Annotated in this window: 18 protein-coding genes; 12 read left to right on the top strand and 6 right to left on the bottom strand. The window is 58.1% G+C overall.

The window, feature by feature from the left end; translation table 11 throughout:
* The first annotated feature begins 360 nt into the window (after window positions 1-360).
* Genes KTH07_RS17090 through KTH07_RS17070 form a run of 5 tightly spaced genes read left to right on the top strand, consistent with a single transcriptional unit; the run spans window position 361 to window position 5,022 of the window.
* Complete coding sequence (locus KTH07_RS17090) at window positions 361-1,173, top strand: ABC transporter ATP-binding protein (RefSeq protein ID WP_023304439.1); 813 nt, start codon at window positions 361-363, stop codon at window positions 1,171-1,173.
* Window positions 1,170-2,153 carry an iron ABC transporter permease gene (locus tag KTH07_RS17085; RefSeq protein WP_023304438.1) on the top strand — a complete coding sequence of 328 codons (984 nt, stop codon included), beginning with the start codon at window positions 1,170-1,172 and terminating at the stop codon, window positions 2,151-2,153. The genes KTH07_RS17090 and KTH07_RS17085 overlap by 4 nt, the downstream gene beginning before the upstream one ends.
* Window positions 2,150-3,190 carry an iron ABC transporter permease gene (locus tag KTH07_RS17080; protein WP_017692658.1) on the top strand — a complete coding sequence of 347 codons (1,041 nt, stop codon included), beginning with the start codon at window positions 2,150-2,152 and terminating at the stop codon, window positions 3,188-3,190. The genes KTH07_RS17085 and KTH07_RS17080 overlap by 4 nt, the downstream gene beginning before the upstream one ends.
* Before the next feature lie 9 nt (window positions 3,191-3,199).
* Window positions 3,200-4,150 (top strand): iron-siderophore ABC transporter substrate-binding protein, encoded by a 951-nt coding sequence (locus tag KTH07_RS17075; RefSeq protein ID WP_023295451.1) that lies wholly within the window; start codon window positions 3,200-3,202, stop codon window positions 4,148-4,150.
* The gene (locus tag KTH07_RS17070) at window positions 4,147-5,022 is read left to right on the top strand and encodes a MurR/RpiR family transcriptional regulator (protein ID WP_023304437.1); all 876 of its coding nucleotides are present in this window, start codon (window positions 4,147-4,149) and stop codon (window positions 5,020-5,022) included. Before KTH07_RS17075 ends, KTH07_RS17070 begins: the two co-directional genes overlap by 4 nt.
* A 41-nt stretch (window positions 5,023-5,063) precedes the next feature.
* Here KTH07_RS17070 and KTH07_RS17065 read toward each other — a convergent pair whose 3' ends face one another.
* The gene (locus KTH07_RS17065; protein ID WP_032619012.1) at window positions 5,064-5,903 is read right to left on the bottom strand and encodes an AraC family transcriptional regulator; all 840 of its coding nucleotides are present in this window, start codon (window positions 5,901-5,903) and stop codon (window positions 5,064-5,066) included.
* A 166-nt stretch (window positions 5,904-6,069) separates the two neighbouring features.
* Between KTH07_RS17065 and KTH07_RS17060 the strand changes: the two genes are divergently transcribed.
* Genes KTH07_RS17060 through KTH07_RS17050 form a run of 3 tightly spaced genes read left to right on the top strand, consistent with a single transcriptional unit; the run spans window position 6,070 to window position 10,397 of the window.
* Window positions 6,070-7,884: a DUF2264 domain-containing protein gene (locus KTH07_RS17060; protein WP_023295449.1), complete on the top strand. Its 1,815-nt coding sequence runs from the start codon at window positions 6,070-6,072 to the stop codon at window positions 7,882-7,884.
* Window positions 7,885-7,915: 31 nt separating this feature from the next.
* Window positions 7,916-9,181 (top strand): oligosaccharide MFS transporter, encoded by a 1,266-nt coding sequence (locus KTH07_RS17055; RefSeq protein ID WP_015571880.1) that lies wholly within the window; start codon window positions 7,916-7,918, stop codon window positions 9,179-9,181.
* Between the two features lie 28 nt (window positions 9,182-9,209).
* Window positions 9,210-10,397, top strand: a complete 1,188-nt coding sequence (locus KTH07_RS17050; RefSeq protein ID WP_032619014.1) for a glycoside hydrolase family 88 protein — start codon at window positions 9,210-9,212, stop codon at window positions 10,395-10,397.
* 32 nt (window positions 10,398-10,429) lie between these two features.
* Here the strand turns inward: KTH07_RS17050 and lysM are convergent, their stop codons facing one another.
* The 5 genes from lysM to qseB form a co-directional block, all read right to left on the bottom strand.
* On the bottom strand, window positions 10,430-10,870 hold the full coding sequence (gene lysM, locus KTH07_RS17045) for a peptidoglycan-binding protein LysM (protein ID WP_014885249.1): 441 nt from the start codon (window positions 10,868-10,870) through the stop codon (window positions 10,430-10,432).
* A gap of 151 nt (window positions 10,871-11,021) precedes the next feature.
* The gene (locus tag KTH07_RS17040) at window positions 11,022-11,336 is read right to left on the bottom strand and encodes a putative quinol monooxygenase (RefSeq protein WP_003862506.1); all 315 of its coding nucleotides are present in this window, start codon (window positions 11,334-11,336) and stop codon (window positions 11,022-11,024) included.
* 30 nt (window positions 11,337-11,366) lie between these two features.
* The gene (locus KTH07_RS17035; RefSeq protein ID WP_015571876.1) at window positions 11,367-11,948 is read right to left on the bottom strand and encodes an NAD(P)H-dependent oxidoreductase; all 582 of its coding nucleotides are present in this window, start codon (window positions 11,946-11,948) and stop codon (window positions 11,367-11,369) included.
* Window positions 11,949-12,052: 104 nt separating this feature from the next.
* Window positions 12,053-13,402, bottom strand: a complete 1,350-nt coding sequence (gene qseC, locus KTH07_RS17030; RefSeq protein WP_032619016.1) for a quorum sensing histidine kinase QseC — start codon at window positions 13,400-13,402, stop codon at window positions 12,053-12,055.
* Window positions 13,399-14,058 (bottom strand): quorum sensing response regulator transcription factor QseB, encoded by a 660-nt coding sequence (gene qseB, locus KTH07_RS17025; RefSeq protein WP_017692662.1) that lies wholly within the window; start codon window positions 14,056-14,058, stop codon window positions 13,399-13,401. The genes qseC and qseB overlap by 4 nt, the downstream gene beginning before the upstream one ends.
* A gap of 139 nt (window positions 14,059-14,197) precedes the next feature.
* Here qseB and KTH07_RS17020 point away from each other — a divergent pair, with 139 nt between their 5' ends.
* The 4 genes from KTH07_RS17020 (at window position 14,198) to ftsP (ending at window position 19,351) form a co-directional block, all read left to right on the top strand.
* Complete coding sequence (locus KTH07_RS17020) at window positions 14,198-14,599, top strand: YgiW/YdeI family stress tolerance OB fold protein (protein ID WP_023304432.1); 402 nt, start codon at window positions 14,198-14,200, stop codon at window positions 14,597-14,599.
* Window positions 14,600-14,717: 118 nt separating this feature from the next.
* Window positions 14,718-16,976 carry a DNA topoisomerase IV subunit A gene (parC, locus tag KTH07_RS17015; protein ID WP_015571873.1) on the top strand — a complete coding sequence of 753 codons (2,259 nt, stop codon included), beginning with the start codon at window positions 14,718-14,720 and terminating at the stop codon, window positions 16,974-16,976.
* A gap of 163 nt (window positions 16,977-17,139) precedes the next feature.
* Window positions 17,140-17,877, top strand: a complete 738-nt coding sequence (plsC, locus tag KTH07_RS17010) for a 1-acylglycerol-3-phosphate O-acyltransferase (RefSeq protein ID WP_003862497.1) — start codon at window positions 17,140-17,142, stop codon at window positions 17,875-17,877.
* A 61-nt stretch (window positions 17,878-17,938) separates the two neighbouring features.
* Window positions 17,939-19,351, top strand: coding sequence for a cell division protein FtsP (ftsP, locus tag KTH07_RS17005; RefSeq protein ID WP_017384056.1), 1,413 nt, complete (start codon window positions 17,939-17,941; stop codon window positions 19,349-19,351).
* Window positions 19,352-19,486: the final 135 nt, after the last annotated feature.

The raw sequence follows: 19,486 nt of genomic DNA, 5'->3' as shown, positions 1-19,486 counted from the left end.
TGCGATGAAATGCTCGCGGAAGAATGTGTGAGTCATTGCCCTTACGGTCTGTCCGTTAGCCTCTATGGCGTCGGACTTGTAATTGAGAATCATTCAAGCATGAGGGAATGTAGTAGTAAATGAAATAAATAAAAATTTCGCTACAGAGGTTTCTCTCTGACTAATACGCTTCGTTTTCTGGTTTAAGATATTGAAAATAATTAATAAAAATGAATTTTAATTTGTGCGGTGATGCTCAATTATCCCTGGGTTTTACAGGGTGTATCTTCGCTTGACTACTACATGGAGCGGCGGCAAACTCACAAAAGAGAATGAGTTTTATTTTTATTTGTTGGTTTTTTTTCTTACGTTGGCGTTCACGTGGCTTACTACATCAAAAAGCCGGGACTGGTTCTTGAGAACCTCTCCGCGGGTTACCAGAAAAAAATCATCGTTGATGATATCTCCCTTGCGATCCCCCAGCAGAAAATGACTGTTCTGGTGGGCGCAAACGGCTGCGGAAAATCGACGCTGTTAAGTACCCTCGCACGGCTGCTTCAGCCGCTCGGCGGCAGCGCGGTGCTGGACGGCAAAGCCATCCACTCGCAACCAACCAAAGCGGTCGCCCGCCAGCTCGGGATCCTGCCGCAGTCTCCGCTGCTTCCAGAAGGGTTAACCGTATTTGAGCTGGTCTCGCGCGGACGTTTCCCCTGGCAGAACGTGATGCGCCAGTGGAGCGAGGAAGACGAGCGGGCCGTGGAAGAGGCGTTACGCCTGACCGGAACGGCAGAGTTTGCCCATCATCTGGTTGAAAGCCTGTCCGGCGGCCAGCGCCAGCGCTGCTGGATCGCTATGGTGCTGGCGCAGCAAACGCCCTATATCCTGCTGGATGAACCCACGACGTACCTCGATCTTCGCTACCAGGTGGAGATCCTCGAACTGCTGCACACGCTGACGCGCCGGCACGGGCGCACCGTGGTGGTGGTTCTGCACGATCTCAACTTCGCCGTGAATTACGGTGATTCGCTGGTCTTTTTACGTCAGGGAAAGGTTGAGGGGGTACTGCATGAGGGCGACGCCTGCACGCCGGAGCTGATCAAAGCGGTGTTTGACGTCGACGTGCATATGTCGGTTAACCCGCTGACCGGCAAGCCGTTCTTTATGCCGTTCCGTCAGGCTGACGACAAACCATGATGCGCACATCTGTGGCCTTTATTCTCTTTACGCTGCTGCTTCTGGCAGGCGCGATTGCGCACCTGAGCATCGGGGCGCGCGTTATCGCCCCCCGGACGGTAGTAGACGCATTTTTCCACTTCGACCCGCGCAATTTTGAGCATAGCGTGATCGTCAGGCTGCGCTTGATGCGGCTGTGCGCCGCCCTGGTGGCGGGCGCGGCGCTCGGCATCGCGGGCGTGCTGCTGCAATCAGTGATCCGCAACCCGCTCGGCGAGCCGCATATCCTGGGGCTGAATGCAGGGGCGGCGCTGGCGGTGGTGCTGACGAGTGCCCTCGGGCTGTCGCTGCCGTTTGGCCGCCCTCTGATAGCCGCAGCTGGCGCCGCCGCGCTCTTTTTGCTGGTGCTAACGTTCTCCTCATCCGGGCGTACCGGTCTCACGCCGATGAAGGTCACGCTGTGCGGCGTGGCAATGTCGGCATTTGCCTCATCGATAACCGCCACGGTGTTGATTCTGGATGAACAGACGCTGCTGGCCGTGCGGACCTGGCTTGCGGGGGATGTGGCGGGAGTCATCGGCGAGACGATCGCTAGCGCCGCGGGGGCCGCTGCCGTGGGTTTTGCGCTGGCGCTCTGGCTGTCGCCGTCGCTGAACATGCTGGCGCTGGGCGAGAGAATGGCGCAGGGGCTTGGCGTGTCGCTGCTGAAAACGCGCCTGCTCGCGCTGCTGGCCATCGCCCTGCTGTGCGGCGCGGCGGTTTCAGTTGCCGGACCGATCGGGTTTATCGGACTCGTGGTGCCGCAGCTGATTCGCCGTCTGGTATCGGTGGACCTGCGCGTGATGGTGCCGCTTTCAGCCCTCTGCGGGGCGCTGGTTCTGCTGATGGCGGATATCGCCGCCCGTACGCTGTTAACGCCGTATGAGCTGGCAACCGGCGTGATGACTGCACTGGTCGGCGCGCCGGTCTTTATCCTTATGGCGTCAAGGATGTTCAAATGAACCGGGCTGGATTGAGGGCAGTACGATTTTTCTCCTTCTCGGCGCTGGTTCGCCCGAGGGCGCTGCTGTATCTGGCCGTATTATCGCTTGCCGCTCTCCTGCTGCTAAGTTTTGGCCTGACGCACGGTTCGCTGCCCATTCCTGCTTCCGCCATCGGACGTGCGCTGTTTTATCCTGAACGTCTGACGGCGGATGCGCATTACATTGTGATGGATATCCGCCTGCCGCGCCTGCTGATGGCGGTGCTGTGCGGCGCGATGCTCGGCATGGCGGGGGCGGCCATGCAGTCCATTACCCGCAACGGCCTTGCTGACCCCGGTCTTATCGGCGTGAAAGAGGGCTGTAGCGCGGCGGTGCTGCTGCTGATTTTTCAGTTTCCGGGATTGGGGCCGTACTGGCGTCCACTTATCGGCATGGCCGGTGGGCTGCTGACCGCGCTGCTGGTAGTGGCGCTGGCGCGTGATATCTCGCGCCCGCGATTCATCCTGATTGGCATCGGCGTGTCATGGGCGTTTGCCGCCGCGATGGGGGTCTTTATGACGACCGCCGACGTGCGCGACGTCCAGACGGCGATGCTGTGGCTGGCGGGGAGCCTGCATGCGGCAAGCTGGACGCTGGTCAGCATCGCTGCTGCCTGGACAGTGCCAGCGTTTGCGCTGCTGCTCTTTACCGCACGCGCCGCAGACGTAGCCTTGCTCGGCAACCACACTGCGACGGGGCTGGGCGTGCGGACTTCACGCCTCGCTCTGCTGCGCGTGTTTGCCCCCGTGGTGCTCACCGCGGCCTGCGTCTCCTGCGTGGGGAGTATCGGCTTTGTCGGGCTGATTGCCCCGCACATGGCGCGCCTGCTGCTGCGCGGAGGGCAAACGGCACTGCTGACGGGAAGTGCCGTACTGGGCGCGCTGCTGGTGCTGCTGGCGGATAACGTCGGGCGGCTGGCATTTCTCCCGTTGCAGCTGCCGGCGGGAATTGTCATTTCACTGATTGGCGGACCGTTTTTCCTGCTGCTGCTCTGGCAGCGTCGGGATCGATTTTAGGGGATAAAAATGCGCGTATTTTTTGCAATGCTGGTGCTGGTGGGTTTTGCTGTAGGAGCCGCAGAGCCAACGCAGACGTTTACTGACGACCTGAACCGCAACGTGGTGGTGCCGGTTAACCCGAAGCGGATTGTGTCCCTGCACGACCTGGATATCACCATTCCGCTGATCGAGCTTGGCGTACCGCCGGTTGCCAGCCATGGCCGCACCCGACCGGACGGCAGCCATTTTCTGCGTTCCAGCGGTATGCTGACGGGCATCGATTTTGATAATTCCGACATCACATTCATCGGCACCGCGGATATCGATATTGAAGCCATCGCCGCGGCGAAGCCGGATCTTATCATCACCGAGCCGACCCGCAACACGCCGGTCGAACAGCTGGAAAAAATTGCCCCGACGGTGAGTATCGATCACCTCGACGGCGGTGCGCCGGAGATCTACCGCAAGCTGGCGCAGCTTACCGGGACAGAGGCGCGGCTGAAGATTCTGGAGCGTCGCTATCAGGAGCAGATCGAGGCGCTAAAGGCGACCATCGATACGAGCAAACTGACCGTCTCGGTGATTCAGGCCAATCAGGGCAAAATCAACGCCATGCACAGCTACCACTCGCTTGGGCGCGTGCTGCGCGACGCAGGGTTCAGGTTCCCGCCGCTGATTGAGAGCATCCCGGAGGGCGGGCGCATCGACGTCAGCGCCGAGCGCCTGCCGGAGCTGGATGCTGATTTTGTCTTTGCCACCTGGCGCGGGGACACCGGCGGAAAACCGCAGGACGAGCTGGCGGCGATGGATGCGGTGATGCCGGGCTGGTGTCAGTTTCTCAACGCCTGCCGAACCGGGCATTACGTGCTCATCTCCCGCGAGGAAGCGATCTCAAATTCATTTGCCTCGCTGGGGCTGATGGCCGCGCAGGTGCAGTCGCAGATAGTGGGCCGTCCGCTGCCGGAGGCCGCACGATGATCCGAAAAATTGATGTCTACGGCGACCGCCTCCGCTCGCGGGCGCACCAGCTGACGCCGCGTCTGCTGCAGGTGGCGAGCTATATCAATGAAAATCGTGAAGCGGTTATTGAGCAGACGGCAATGGAGATTGCCGCTGTGCTACACACCTCGGACGCCACCGTGGTGCGTGCCATTCAGGCGCTTGGGTTTGGCGGGCTGCGGGATCTCAAGCAGACCCTGGAGCAGTGGTTTGGCCCGGTGGTCACCTCCAGCGAGAAGATGTCCACCACGGTAAACACGCTTACCAGCGACGTCGACGCGAGCATCGATTTTGTGCTGGAAGGCCATCAGCACACCTGCGCGGTGTTGTCCGAACCGGGCAACCGCTACGCGATGGCGCAGGCCGTGTCGCTGCTGGCGCAGGCGAGACAGGTCGCTATTTTTGGCATTGGCGCATCCGGCATTCTGGCCGAGTACACCTCGCGACTGTTTAGCCGTATAGGCCTGCCTGCGATCCCGCTCAACCGCACCGGTATTGGCCTCGCCGAACAGCTGATTGCCCTACAGCGCGGTGACGTGCTGGTAATGATGGCGCAAAAATCCGCGCACCGGGAGGGGCAGACCACGCTGCGCGAAGCGAAGCGCCTGGGTATTCCCACCATTTTGCTGACCAACGCCACGGACTCGCGCTTTAGCAAAGAGGCAAGCGTAGTGATCCACGTCCCGCGCGGCGGCGAGAAAGGCAAAATCCCGCTGCACGGCACGGTGCTGCTGTGCCTGGAGATGATTATTCTGTCCGTCGCCTCCACCGAGCCGCAGCGCACCATCAAGTCGATGAAGCGCATCAACGAGTTACACCGCGGATTAAAGCCGGGGAAGAAGAGCGGATGATCTTCCCCCTCTCTCAGTGGGAGAGGGCTGGGGTGAGGGCGTCAAACCGCACGATGGTTCTTCCTGTACTGCAACGGCGTCTCGCCAATCCCCTTTTTAAACGCGCTGATAAACCACGTCACGTCGGAAAATCCCGCCTGTGCGGCAATGTCACGCACGCTCGAATCCGTGTGGAGTAAACACTCGCACGCCTTACGCAACCTTAGCGTGTTCAGGTAGTCGTGAATTTTTTCGCCCGTTTCCGCATGGAATCTTCGCGATACGTAACTGCGTGATTTACCCAGCTCTTCGGCCAGGGCATCCAGACGAAATTTCTCCTGATAATGCTCGTCGAGCCAGAACATTACCTGGCTGGCGATCCCCTGGCTGTTGCCCGGCTCACCGTCGTGATCGTCGGGGAGCATCGCGAACAGGCCGATCAGCAGGCTGGCGATGCTCTCGCCGTTCATCGGCGGTTTATAGCAGCTAAACAGATGGTCGATATGGTGGTGACAGTGGGCTAAATCGGCGACCCACGCTTCGCCGCCACGGCGTGACAGCCGCTCCAGGCGCTGCCGGGTCTGGGGAAAATCCCGCAGGATCTTCAGCACCGCGTGCTGGTCGAGATGAATAATGGTGCGGCGGTAAATTGCCTCCGCCTGTTCGTCCACCATGACCTTGTGCAGCGTAAAAGGCGGGAAGAAAAACAGTCGTCCGGGGCGCATGGTGTAGTGACGATTATCGACAATCGCCACGCCAAAGCCCTCTTCCACATAGAGGATCTCCAGACACTGATGCCAGTGATGGTAGCGCACCGTATTGGCAAACAGGCGGCTGAACGAGGCCACGGTATCATTCAGGGCGATCAGTTCCAGAAGGTCGGATGTCGGCGTGTCGCGCATAGTGCAATAAAACTCAACTTTTTCCCGTCTGATCGTCTTTATAAACCACCTTTTTAAATTTTCTCAACTGGAGGTTTATTCATCGTTCATGCCTGTGACATGGCTAACATTTCTGCCCCTTGCGGATTCACTATGCTTTGCCGCAGTTGATTACGAGGGCGAACCGATGTGGGCGGCAAACAAAGAAAAATCAAATCCGTTGTCTTCACGCCAGGAGGTAGTGGCGTCGTTGAATGCACTTTTACAGGCGCTGGACACGCAATTTCCGGCGAACCGTTCACGATTCCCGCTGGGCGACACCTGCGCCCATTACACCGCGGATATTGCGCAGATGGAGGGACTTTCCCGCGCGCTCTGGGGGCTGTTTCCGCTGATGGCATCCGGCGAAAGCACGCCGTTCAGCGAGAAGTACCTTACTGCCATTAAGCTTGGTACCGACCCGCAAAGCAGCGGCTACTGGGGTGAAACCGGCCCGTACGATCAACGTCTGGTGGAGATGGCGGCCTACGGTCTGGGGCTCGCTCTGCTGGGGGATAAACTCACCGCGCACTTTACCGGGCGCGAGGTGATGAACCTGCACGCGTGGCTCAACCAAATCACCGACGCGCAGATGCCGGACAGCAACTGGAACTATTTTGCCATTATGGTCCAGCTCGGCTTTAAGCGCGCCGGCCTGCCGTACGATCGGGCCGCCATTGACCACCGCTTTGCGCTGATGGACGCCTACTACCTCGGCGACGGCTGGTATTCCGACGGTCCCGGCCGCCCGAAAGATTACTACATCTCCATGGCTTTCCATTTCTACGGCCTGATTTACGCCACCCTGAGTGACGACGAGGCGAGGGCGAAGGTGCTGCGCGAGCGCTCGCGTCTGTTCGCGGAAGACTTTATCTACTGGTCCGCCGCCGATGGCGCCTCGGTGCCGTTTGGCCGCAGCCTGACCTACCGCTTTGCCATGGTTGCCTTCTGGAGCGCGGTGGCCTTTTCTCAACTGGACGTCTTCACCCCGGGCATCGTGAAGGGCATTGTGCTGCGGCATCTGCGCTGGTGGCAGCAGCAGTCGATTGTCGATCGCGACGGTATTCTTACCCTGGGGTTTGCGTATCCGAACCTGGCGATGTGCGAGGATTACAACTCCCCCGGTTCACCGTACTGGGCGCTGAAAACCTATCTGATCCTGGCGCTGCCGGAAGCACACCCGTTCTGGCAGGCGGAAGAACAACCGCTGCCCGCGCTTGCTGAAAAACATGTGATTCCGCATGCGCAGCAGATCCTGATGCATTCGAAAGATTCGCAGCACGTCGTCATGCTCACCGCCGGTCAGCTGGAGCTGAACAACTACGTCAACACCGAAGCGAAATACACCAAATTTGCCTACTCCAGCCGCTTCGGATTCACCCTTGAGCGCGGGCGTTTTGGCCTGAAGCATGCCGCCTGCGATTCCATGCTGCTGCTGGCGGACGGAGATGACTATTTCCGCGGACGTCGCGAGTGCGAAGAGGTTCGGGTGGATGAAAATTACATTTTCTCGCGCTGGTCGCCGTGGCGCGACGTGCAGATTGCGACCTGGCAGATCCCGTTCGGGGAGTGGCACCTGCGCCTGCACCGTATCAACAGCGCGCGCACTCTGCAAACCGTCGAGGGCGGCTTTGCGGTGATGAAAACCGCCCATCAGGTGCGCGAACGCGGTTGTTATCTGTTGGCTGAAAACGGCAGCAGCGTCATTGTCGATCTTTCGCCGATCATTCAGCGCCAGCCAGACAGCATCGTCACGCCGCCGAACAGCAGCATTATGTTTGCGGAGTGCGCCTCCATTCCGCTGTTAAAAGCTGACCTCCCGCAAGGGGAAAGCTGGCTCTGTTGCGCCGTTCTGGCTGGCGGAAAACAGCCCGCTGCGGCGACGCCGCAGCTGAATATAACCCATAACCAGGTCGTGATTCGCGAACCCGGAAGCGAACGTAAGCTGTCGTTCACATTATAAAAATCTGGCCCTACACCCCGGCGAGGATGATATGAAAAGCACATCGACAACCAACAGAACTGAATATTACAAAATCAGCAGCTTTATCTTTCTCTATTTCTTTACCTGGTCTGCCAGTATTGGTCTGCTGGCGATCTGGCTCGGTCAGAAAGCCAACCTGAGCGGATCGGTGATTGGAACCGTCTTTGCGGTGAACGGGATATTCTCCGTTATTCTCAAGCCGATCTACGGCTATATTCTCGATAAGATCGGCATGAGCAAATATCTGCTCTATTTTGTGGTGATCATGTCGGCCCTGATGGCGCCATTCTTTATTTACGTTTACCAGCCGCTGTTAATGTCTAATACCCTGCTGGGGATTATTATCGGCGCGCTCTATTTAAGCTTTGCCTGGTACGCGGGCGTGGCGGCGTGTGAATCCTATTCCGACCGCTTTAGCCGTTTGAATGGCATGGAGTTCGGGCAGATCCGTATGTGGGGTTCGCTCGGTTGGGCGGTGGCGTCATCTTTCTCCGGCCTGCTGTTCAACCTCTCACCGGCGTATAACTTTATTCTCGGCAGCGTGGCGTCGGTGGTGATGCTGATTGTCCTGCTGAGCCTGAAAGTGAACACTAACTCCGCTCACGCAGGCGAGGTGCTGACGAAAGAGAAAATTGCCCCGTCCGACGTTTACGCCCTGCTGCGTAACCGTAAATTCTGGGCCTTCTGCCTGTACGTGGCGGGCGTGGCGTGGATGATGTTTATCGCCGAACAGCAATTCTCGCGCTATTTCGTCACCTTCTTCGATGATATTCATGAGGGCAACGCCGTATTCGGCTATCTCGGGACCGTACAGTCGGGCATGGAATTTGTCATGTATATGGTGGTCCCGTTGTTTGTGAACTTTATTGGCGCCAAACGCGGGCTGTTAATTGTCGGGCTGGTGGTTGGGGCGCGTCTGATTATTTCCGGCATGTGTGATTCACACCTGTTAATTTCAGTACTTAAGCCGCTGTACGGTCTGGAAATTTGTCTCCTGCTGGTGTCGGTATTTAAATATATCGCCGAGCATTTCGACAAGCGCGTCAATGCCACCATGTATTTACTCGGCTATCAGGCGATGCTCTACGTTGGCAACGTGGTGGTCTCTTCCCCTGCCGGCTATATGTATGACCGTATTGGCTTTGAGCACACCTATATCATCATGGGCGCAACGGCGCTGACCTTTACCCTTATTTCTGCTTTTACGTTATCCGCCTGTCAGAGCAAATGGCGCGGGGCTCGTGCGCTGAACGTAGCAGAAACGTCAACACGATAAATTACGCCGTCAAAGAAGGAACCGAAATATGTTAAGTCGTATCAAAAAAGAACGTCTGCCTGTTATCGCTGCGCCCGTTGACTCCCGCGCATTCAGCGATGAACTGAATTCGGCGCGCAGCCACGTTCTTGACCTGATTAGCCGTCATTTAACGGAGTTCGGCGACAAATTCCCGGCGGAAACCTGCCAGAACGGTTTTTATCCGCTGACTGACAACGTGGAGTGGACCACCAGCTTCTGGACCGGGCAGCTGTGGCTGGCATGGGAGATGAGCGGCGAGGAAAAATTCCGCGCGATGGCGGAAAAACACGTGCGCTCGTTTGGCCTGCGCATCGCCGGGCGCAACGACACCAACACCCACGATTTAGGCTTCCTCTACACGCTCTCCTGCGTAGCCGCGTGGCGGCTGACCGGAAACCGCGAGGCGCGCGGCTTCTCGCTACTGGCGGCGGAAGCCCTGCTGGAACGCTTCCACGAGAAGGCGAAAATCATCCAGGCGTGGGGCGATCTCTCCGATCCGGAGCAGGCCGGGCGGATGATCATCGACTGCAACATGAACCTGCCGCTGCTCTACTGGGCAACGGAGCAGACGGGCGATCCGCGCTTTGCCGACGCCGCAAAAGCGCACGTCATGCAGGCCGCGAAGTACCTCATTCGTGACGATGCCTCAACCTTCCACACCTACTATATGGATGTGGCAACCGGCGCACCGCGCTACGGCAACACCCAGCAGGGCTACGCCGACGACTCCTGCTGGTCGCGCGGGCAGGCGTGGGGGATCTACGGTTTCCTGCTGAGCTATATCTATACCGGCGACGAAACGATGATCGCCCTGTCAAAACGGCTGGCGAACTACTTCCTCAATCGCCTGCCGGAAGACTACGTCTGCCACTGGGATCTGGCGCTGGTGGGCACCGACGCACTGCGTGACTCTTCCTCGGCGGCAATTGCGGTGTGTGGACTGCTGGAGCTGGTGAAACATCTGCCGGTCACAGATCCGGATCGCGAACGTTACCTCGAATGGGCGAAAGGGATTATGTCCTCGCTGACAAAGCACTATCTGATGGGCAAAGAAGAGAAGGGCAACGGGCTGCTTAAGCACTCGGTGTATCACCTGGCGAGCAATAAAGGCGTGGATGAGTGCGCGAGCTGGGGCGATTACTTCTACGTTGAGGCACTGGTGCGTTTTACGCAGAGCTGGAAACTGTACTGGTAAAAACAGTCGGGGGGTAACCCCCGACTTATCGATCACGCTTTCGGAATACGCAGCGTCTGACCGGGATAGATCTTATCCGGGCTGGAGAGCATTGGACGGTTAGCCTCAAAAATCTTATTGTACTGGTTGGCATCGCCGTACACGGTTTTAGAGATTGCGCTCAGGGTATCGCCGGATTTCACCGTATAGTAGGTGGCTTCATCTTTGGCATCTGTCGCGGTGATATTGTTCTCCACTTCGCTGACGCCCGCGATGTTGCCGACGGCGACCTGGATTTTTTCTTTCTGCTCCTGCGTCAGCCCGTCGCCCGTCACGCTGGCCTTGCCGTCAGTGACGTTAACCTGAACCTTATCGGAACCGGGAATGTTGAGTTTCTTGAGGTGCTCGGTGATTTTGTCGCCCTGACCTTTATGATCGGTCAGGTTATCCCACAGCTTTTCGCCTGCTTCTTTTACGAAGTTAAAAAGTCCCATTCCATCCTCCTGTTAAACATGAAGTCAGAATAAGCATAGCAGTTGAATGTTAAGGTGATGAAAAAAGCCCGGCGGCGTTAACGCTTACCGGGCCTGGGAGGGAAGTTGAAGGCCGGGTAAACGCAGTGCCACCCGGCAAATTTCACGGAACTTAAACCCCTTGCTCCAGAATACGGATGTGGGTTTCCAGAACGTCCCCTTTCACCGCGTCGCTCCACGCTTTCATATGCGCGGTCTGCAAATGCGCTTCAAGGTGCGCGACGGTTTCCCACTGCTCAACCATGATGATTGAGTCTGGCGCGGTCGCCTGAAAGCTTGCGCTGGTGGCGGCGTCCACCATCGGCGCGTAGCCGTGGCAGCCTTCTTCTTTCAGTACGGTCGGGATGATCTTCGCGAACTCATCCAGTACCGCCTGGCGGTGATGTTGGCCAGGACGCGTACGGATTTCAGCAATAACGGTAAGCATAATTAACTCCTTCTAATTCCAGGCTACCAGTTAAGCAAAAATTTCCGCGAGATGCTTGCGATATTCTGCGATATAGCGCGGGACGTCCGGCATTTTAATCACGTCGTTGACGATAAAGGTCGGCAGCGGCTCCATACCCAGGAACTGATTCGCCTTGTGGAACGGCAGATACGCGCCGTCTACGCCCACGCCTTCGAAGAACTGATCTTGCTCAGTGAACGCTTCTAGCGGGGCATTCCAGGTCAGGGAGAGCATGTATTTCTTGCCCTGAATCAGGCCGCCGGAACCGTATTTTTTAGACGCGTCTGAGCGGGTGCGGCCGTCGCTGGCATACAGCGAACCGTGACCTTCGGTAAACACATCGTCCATGTATTTTTTCACGGTCCACGGTGCGCCCATCCACCAGCCCGGCATCTGCCAGATAACCACGTCGGCCCACAGGAAGTTCTGCACTTCGGCCTTCACGTCGTAATCGCTGTCCGCGCGCACGACCTTAACATCATGTCCGGCGTCGCGCAGGAAACCATCCGCGACCTCGGTCAGGGTGTCATTGAGCTGGCCTTTAGAGTGCGCAAATTCTTTCGCGCCGTTGATAATCAGAATATTGCTCATTATTTGTCCTCGATGCTGAGAGTATGCCGGGTATTCTACGCGCGAGGACGGAGCGGAAAAATAAGCAAAATGTGCAAAGTCTTTTGCGCTCAGCGCAATAATGGCTACCAGCTGACGGTCACCTCAAAGCCCCCTTCCGGCGCATTGCCCAGCGAGACGCTCATCCCATGTAACGTCGCGATACGCTTGACGATAGACAACCCCAGACCGCTGCCGGTGGCGTCCTGGCCCGGTGGACGATAAAAGCGCTCGCCGAGACGCGCCAGCGCATCGGAAGAAATGCCCGGGCCGTTGTCGCGCACGGTAAAGCTTTGGGTATGCAGCGTCACGTCCACCACGCTGCCGCGCGGGCTGTAACGAACGGCGTTGTCCAGCAGGTTACGCGCCAGAAGGCTCAGCAGTAGCGGCTGTCCGTGACGCATCACCTCGGGCGCGTTGACGTTGAGCCGAATATCAATGCCCGCCTGCTGCGCCGGATGCCAGATATCCAGCACCGCGGATTGCAGCAAATCGGCCATCATCACGGGTTCGACGTCATCAAGATTATCCAGTGAATCCAGGCGCGACAGGGTGAGAAGCTGGTCCACCAGCCGGGAGGCGCGGTCGATGCCCGCATGCAGCTGCCCCAGCGCTTTAGACTGCGCCCCGGGATCGTCAAGGGAAAGCTGCGCCACGTCGGTTTGCACCTTCAGCGCGGCCAGCGGGCTGCGCAACTCATGGGCGGCATCCGAGGTGAAGCGGCGCTCGCGGGCCATCATCTCCTGCGTACGGGCGAAAAGATGGTTAAGCGCATCAAGCAGCGGGCGAACCTCCGTCGGCACGCCGTGGGTGGGCAGCGTATCGGTCGCATCCGGCGAGCGCGAGCGCAGGGTCTGCGCCAGTTTTTTCAGCGGTTTCAGTTCCCGGCTCAGCAGAACAATCAGCAACAGTAGCATTACGGGCAGCGCCACCAGCCACGGCGTCAGCTGCGAGCTGACCACGTCCAGCGCCATATCCTGTCGGTACTCCCACTCCTGGCCAACCACCACGCGGTATTTCCCGTCCGGAGAAGTCAGCCACAGGAAACGCCATTCGTCGTTGTCATCCTGCAAGCGACCGTCATCAAACCCGTCCCGGCGGTAGAGGTAAGGTATGTCGCGCCCGTTTTCGCCGTCGTTAAGCACCATGCTGCCGTCGGCGGTGAAGATTGCGAAGGCCAGCACATCGTCGTCCAGATGGCCGTGTTTGGCTTTTTTCGGTACCTCGCGCATGCGTTCCGGGGCGCGGAGTTCGTCCACGTCCATCGTCAGCAGCCGTTTGGCAAACAGCATCTGCTGGGTATCGAACAGCTTATCGAGCTTGTCGGTCGTCTGGTGCCAGGCCACCACGCTTGCGGCAAACCAGGCCGCCAGGGACAGCAACAAAAAGAGGAGCGTCAGGCGCAGCTTCAGGCTCAGGCGTAGGGTCAGTTTCATGCGTCACCAAGGGTATAACCGATGCCGTGCACGGTGCGGATAAATTCGCTGCCGAGCTTGCGGCGTAAATGATGAACGTGGACTTCGACGGCGTTGCTGGAGACGTCATCATCCCAGTTGTAGAGTTTCTCCTCGATGGTCTTGCGCGGCAGCACGCGGCCCGCGTTGCGCATCAGCAGCTCCAGCAGGGCGAACTCTTTGGGTTTGAGCACCAGCGTTTCGCCCTCCAGCGTGGCGACAAGGCTTGCCGGATCGAGCGTGACCTTGCCGTGACGCAGCTCGCTGCGCGCCTGCCCGTGACTGCGGCGCACCAGCGCTTCAAGGCGGGCCGCCACTTCAATCAGCGCGAACGGCTTACACAGGTAATCATCCGCCCCCAGGCGTAACCCTTCGACGCGCTGATTCAGCGCATCCCGCGCGGTCAGGATCAGCACCGGTTCGCTCTTACCGCTTTCGCGCCAGGCGCGCAGGATCTCAAGCCCGTCGATTTCTGGCAGCGTCAGGTCCAGCACCACGGCATCATACGGCGCGGTGTACAGGGCCGCCTGCCCGGTTTTACCGTCGGTAAACCAGTCCACGTTAAAGCCCATTTTGCTTAAGCCCGCTTTGATGCCGTCGCCGATGAGCCTGTCGTCTTCTACCAGTAAAATGCGCATATTTCCTCCTTGATGCCGTCAGTAAACCTTCTGCAAGCGCCTGCTGTACAGTAAAAATAAATAAATTTTCCCCTTAAGAAGTTGTTAAGGTTTACCCTGTTTAATGGATTGTGAAACGACATTAAAGGGAGAGATAAAGATGAAAAAATTCGCTGCAATTGCTGCCATCATGATGATGACCACGGCCCCTGTCTTTGCTGCACAGGGTGGCTTCTCTGGCCCATCTGTGACACAGAACCAGACGCAAACCCAGCAGGGTGGCTTTGTCGATAACAACGCCAACCTCACCACCGCGGCTAAAGTGAAAGACCTGAAGGACGATGCCTGGGTGAAGCTGCGCGGGAACATTACCGAGCGCCTGTCCGATGACCGTTACACCTTCCGCGATGAGAGCGGCACGGTGGTGGTGGAGATCGACCACAAGCGCTGGAACGGCGTGACGGTGACGCCCCAGGATAAAGTCGAACTCCAGGGTAAAATCGATAAAGACTGGAACGAGTTTGAAATCGACGTGAAGCAGGTTATCAAGCTGAACAAATAACCCGGAAAGGGCCGCTTATGCGGCCCTTTTTCTTTGTGACTCAACTCGCCAGATGAGGTAGTATCTGCGGCAATATTGCCTGAAACCCATCGGTTTCTGAGTTGAGGAATCACACGTAATGAGCGATATGGCAGAGCGCCTCGCGCTACATGAATTCACGGAAAACGCCTACCTGAACTACTCCATGTACGTCATCATGGACAGGGCGTTGCCGTTTATCGGGGATGGCCTGAAGCCCGTTCAGCGCCGCATCGTCTATGCGATGTCCGAACTGGGGCTGAATGCTACCGCCAAGTTTAAGAAATCCGCCCGTACCGTCGGCGACGTGCTGGGTAAATACCATCCGCACGGCGACAGCGCCTGCTATGAAGCGATGGTGCTGATGGCCCAGCCGTTCTCTTATCGCTATCCGCTGGTGGATGGCCAAGGGAACTGGGGGGCACCGGACGATCCGAAATCCTTCGCGGCAATGCGTTATACCGAATCCCGCCTGTCTAAATATGCCGAAGTGCTGTTGGGCGAGCTGGGGCAGGGGACGGTCGACTGGGTGCCAAACTTCGACGGTACGATGCAGGAGCCGAAGATGCTGCCTGCGCGTCTGCCGAACATCCTGCTGAACGGCACGACCGGTATCGCCGTGGGCATGGCGACGGACATTCCGCCGCACAACCTGCGTGAAGTGGCAAAAGCCGCCATCACCCTGATTGAGCAGCCGAAAACCTCTCTGGACGATCTGCTGGATATCGTGCAGGGGCCGGACTACCCGACCGAAGCCGAGATCATCACCTCGCGCGCGGAAATCCGCAAAATCTACCAGAACGGTCGCGGCTCCGTGCGCATGCGCGCGGTGTGGACCAAAGAAGACGGGGCCGTGGTGATCACCGCGCTGCCGCACCAGGTGTCCGGTGCGAAGGTGCTGGAGCAGATCGCCTCCCAGATGCGCAATAAAAAGCTGCCGATGGTGGACGACCTGCGCGACGAATCGGACCACGAAAACCCGACCCGTCTGGTGATCGTGCCGCGCTCTAACCGCGTGGACATGGAGCAGGTGATGAACCACCTGTTCGCCACTACCGATCTGGAAAAAAGCTACCGCATCAACCTGAACATGATTGGTCTGGACGGTCGTCCGGCGGTGAAAAACCTGCTGGAGATCCTCACCGAATGGCTGGCCTTCCGCCGCGATACGGTGCGCCGTCGTCTGAACCATCGTCTGGAAAAAGTGCTTAAGCGCCTGCATATCCTCGAAGGTTTGCTGGTGGCGTTCCTCAACATTGACGAAGTGATCGAGATCATTCGTACCGAGGACGAACCTAAGCCTGCCCTGATGTCGCGCTTTGGCATCAGCGAAACCCAGGCCGAAGCGATCCTCGAACTGAAATTGCGCCATCTCGCCAGACTGGAAGAGATGAAGATCCGCGGCGAGCAGAACGAGCTGGAAAAAGAGCGCGATCAGCTTCAGGCGATTCTGGCATCCGAGCGCAAGATGAACACCCTGCTGAAGAAAGAGTTGCAGGCCGATGCCGACGCCTTTGGCGACGACCGTCGTTCTCCGCTGCACGAGCGCGAAGAGGCGAAGGCGATGAACGAGCACGACATGCTGCCTTCCGAGCCGGTGACCATCGTGCTTTCCCAGAGCGGCTGGGTACGTAGCGCTAAAGGCCACGATATCGACGCGCCGGGTCTGAGCTACAAATCTGGTGACAGCTTCAAGGCGGCGGTGAAGGGCAAGAGTAACCAGCCGGTGGCGTTCATCGACTCCACGGGCCGCAGCTACGCCATCGACCCGATCACGCTGCCGTCTGCGCGCGGCCAGGGCGAACCGCTAACTGGCAAGCTGACGCTGCCGCCGGGCGCCACGGTGGACCATATGCTGATGGAGGCCGACGATCAAAAACTGCTGATGGCGTCTGATGCGGGCTACGGCTTTATCTGTACCTTCAACGATCTGGTGTCGCGTAACCGTGCTGGTAAGGCGCTGATTAGCCTGCCGGATAACGCACACGTCATGCCGCCGCTGATCATCGAGAACGAAAGCGACATGCTGCTGGCGATCACCGCTGCCGGACGCATGCTGATGTTCCCGGTCAGCGATCTGCCGGAGCTGTCGAAAGGGAAGGGCAACAAGATCATCAGTATCCCGTCAGCGGAAGCGGCAAAAGGCGTCGATGGCCTCGCGCATCTCTTCCTGCTGCCGCCGCAGAGCACCCTGACCATTCATGTCGGCAAGCGTAAAATCAAACTGCGTCCGGAAGAGTTGCAGAAGGTGGTGGGTGAGCGTGGACGTCGCGGCTCACTGATGCGCGGCCTCCAGCGAATTGACCGCGTGGAGATCGACTCGCCGGCGCGCAGCAAAGCGGACGACAGCGAAGAGTAACCTGTTTCATCCCCCCTCTTTCCGGAGGGGGAATTACCATAAAATTTCCCGTAAAAACGTTGTTAATTCGTGCGTTGCGATTAACAATACGCGCTCGTAATAAAGTCCTTACCTGGCCACAGGTGAAGTATAATTGTCAGCTGTCAGGGCTTCAGAGGTCGCTATGCTATACATTGTTCGTCTCATTCTTACCGTTATTTATTGCATTCTGGTCTGTATTTTCGGATCGATTTATTGCCTGTTCAGCCCGCGTAACCCAAAGCATGTCGCGACGTTTGGCCACATGTTTGGTCGTCTTGCGCCGCTATTTGGCCTGAAGGTTGAAAAGCGTCTGCCTGAAGGGGCGGAGAATTTCGGTAACGCCATCTATATCGCTAACCATCAGAACAACTACGATATGGTGACGGCCTCAAATATTGTTCTTCCGCCGACCGTAACCGTGGGTAAAAAAAGCCTGCTGTGGATCCCGTTTTTCGGTCAGCTGTACTGGCTCACCGGTAACTTACTGATTGACCGTAACAACCGCGCCAAAGCGCATGGTACCATTGCGGAAGTGGTGGATCAGTTTAAAAAGCGCCGGATTTCCATCTGGATGTTCCCGGAAGGGACGCGCAGCCGTGGTCGCGGCCTGCTGCCGTTTAAGACCGGCGCGTTTCATGCTGCAATTGCGGCAGGCGTTCCAATTATTCCCGTGTGTGTTTCCAATACATCGAATAAGATTAATCTTAACCGTCTGAATAACGGACTGGTCATTGTCGAAATGCTGCCACCGGTAGATACCTCAAAATACGGTAAAGACCAGGTGCGCGAGCTGGCCACGCACTGCCGCGAGCTGATGGCTCAGCATATTGCGCAGCTCGATAAAGAAGTTGCAGAGCGAGAAGCCGCCGGTAAGATTTGACCCGGTGTCGTGTAAGGGAAAACGAATTCCCGCGTTGTTAGTCGTTTCAGATGGAGCTTATATGTCACTCAGTCGGCGTCAGTTTATTCAGGCTTCGGGTATCGCCCTTTGTGCGGGTGCGATGCCGCGGACAGCCAGCGCCGCCGGGCAGCAACAGCCGCTGCCTATTCCGCCGTTGATTGAATCCCGTCGCGGGCAGCCGCTATTCCTCACGCTTCAGCGTAGCCACTGGTCCTTTACCCAGGGAACGCGCGCGCAGGTATGGGGCATTAACGGACGCTACCTCGGGCCGACCATTCGCGTGTGGAATGGCGATGACGTTAAGCTCATCTACAGTAACCGTACGACGGAAAATGTCGCGATGACCGTCAGTGGTTTGCAGGTGCCGGGGCCGCTGATTGGCGGCGCGGCACGCATGATGTCGCCGAATGCCGACTGGGCGCCCGTCCTCCCGATTCGTCAGAGCGCGGCGACATTGTGGTATCACGCCAACACCCCGAACCGCACCGCCCAGCAGGTCTACAACGGCCTGGCCGGAATGTGGCTGATTGAAGATGAGGTCAGCAAAACGCTGCCGATCCCGAATCACTACGGCGTTGATGATTTCCCGATCATTATTCAGGACAAGCGGCTGGATAACTTCGGCACGCCGGAGTACAGCGAGCCGGGCAGCGGTGGTTTTGTGGGCGATACGCTGCTGGTTAACGGCGCGCAAAGCCCGTATGTTGAAGTGTCTCGTGGCTGGGTGCGCCTGCGTCTGCTGAATGCTTCTAACTCGCGTCGCTATCAGTTGCAGATGAGCGACGGCCGCGCGCTGCACGTGATTTCAGGCGATCAGGGGTTATTACCTGCGCCGGTATCGGTAAAACAGCTGGCGCTGGCACCGGGCGAACGTCGTGAGATCCTCGTGGATATGACCAACGGGGATGAAGTGTCCGTGACCTGCGGCGAAGCGGCAAGCATTGTTGACCGTATTCGTGGCTTCTTTGAACCGTCGAGCGTTCTGGTCTCCACGCTGGTGCTGACGCTGCGCCCGACCGGCCTGTTGCCGCTGGTGACCGACAGCCTGCCGATGCGCCTGCTGCCGCAGGAGATTGTGACCGGCCCGGCAGTACGCAGTCGCGATATCAGCCTTGGCGACGATCCGGGCATCAACGGTGCGCTGTGGGACGTAAACCGCATTGATATCACCGCCCAGCAGGGAACCTGGGAGCGCTGGACCGTCCGCTCGGAGATGCCGCAGTCGTTCCATATTGAAGGGGTGTCATTCCTGATCCGCAACGTCAACGGGGCGATGCCGTTCCCGGAAGACAGGGGCTGGAAAGATACCGTCTGGGTGGATGGCCAGGTCGAACTGCTCGTCTACTACGGCCAGCCTTCCTGGCCGCACTTCCCGTTCCTGTTCCACAGCCAGACGCTGGAGATGATGGACAGGGGATCGGTAGGGCAGATGCTGGTGAATCCGGCACCGTAAAACGAGTCGGGTGGCGGCTTCGCCTTACCCGACCTACAGGCCCGTAGGCCCGGTAAGCGTAGCGTCACCGGGCAATAAATACCCCTTCATTTCCCCCGGTAAACCAGCGTATAATCCCGCTCCTTTTGTCTATTT

It is taken from the genome of Enterobacter cloacae complex sp. ECL72 (genome assembly GCF_019056635.1).
Taxonomy (GTDB): domain Bacteria; phylum Pseudomonadota; class Gammaproteobacteria; order Enterobacterales; family Enterobacteriaceae; genus Enterobacter; species Enterobacter hormaechei_C.
Note: the sequence above shows the minus strand (reverse complement) of the source record. Positions and strands in the feature narration are given on the sequence as shown.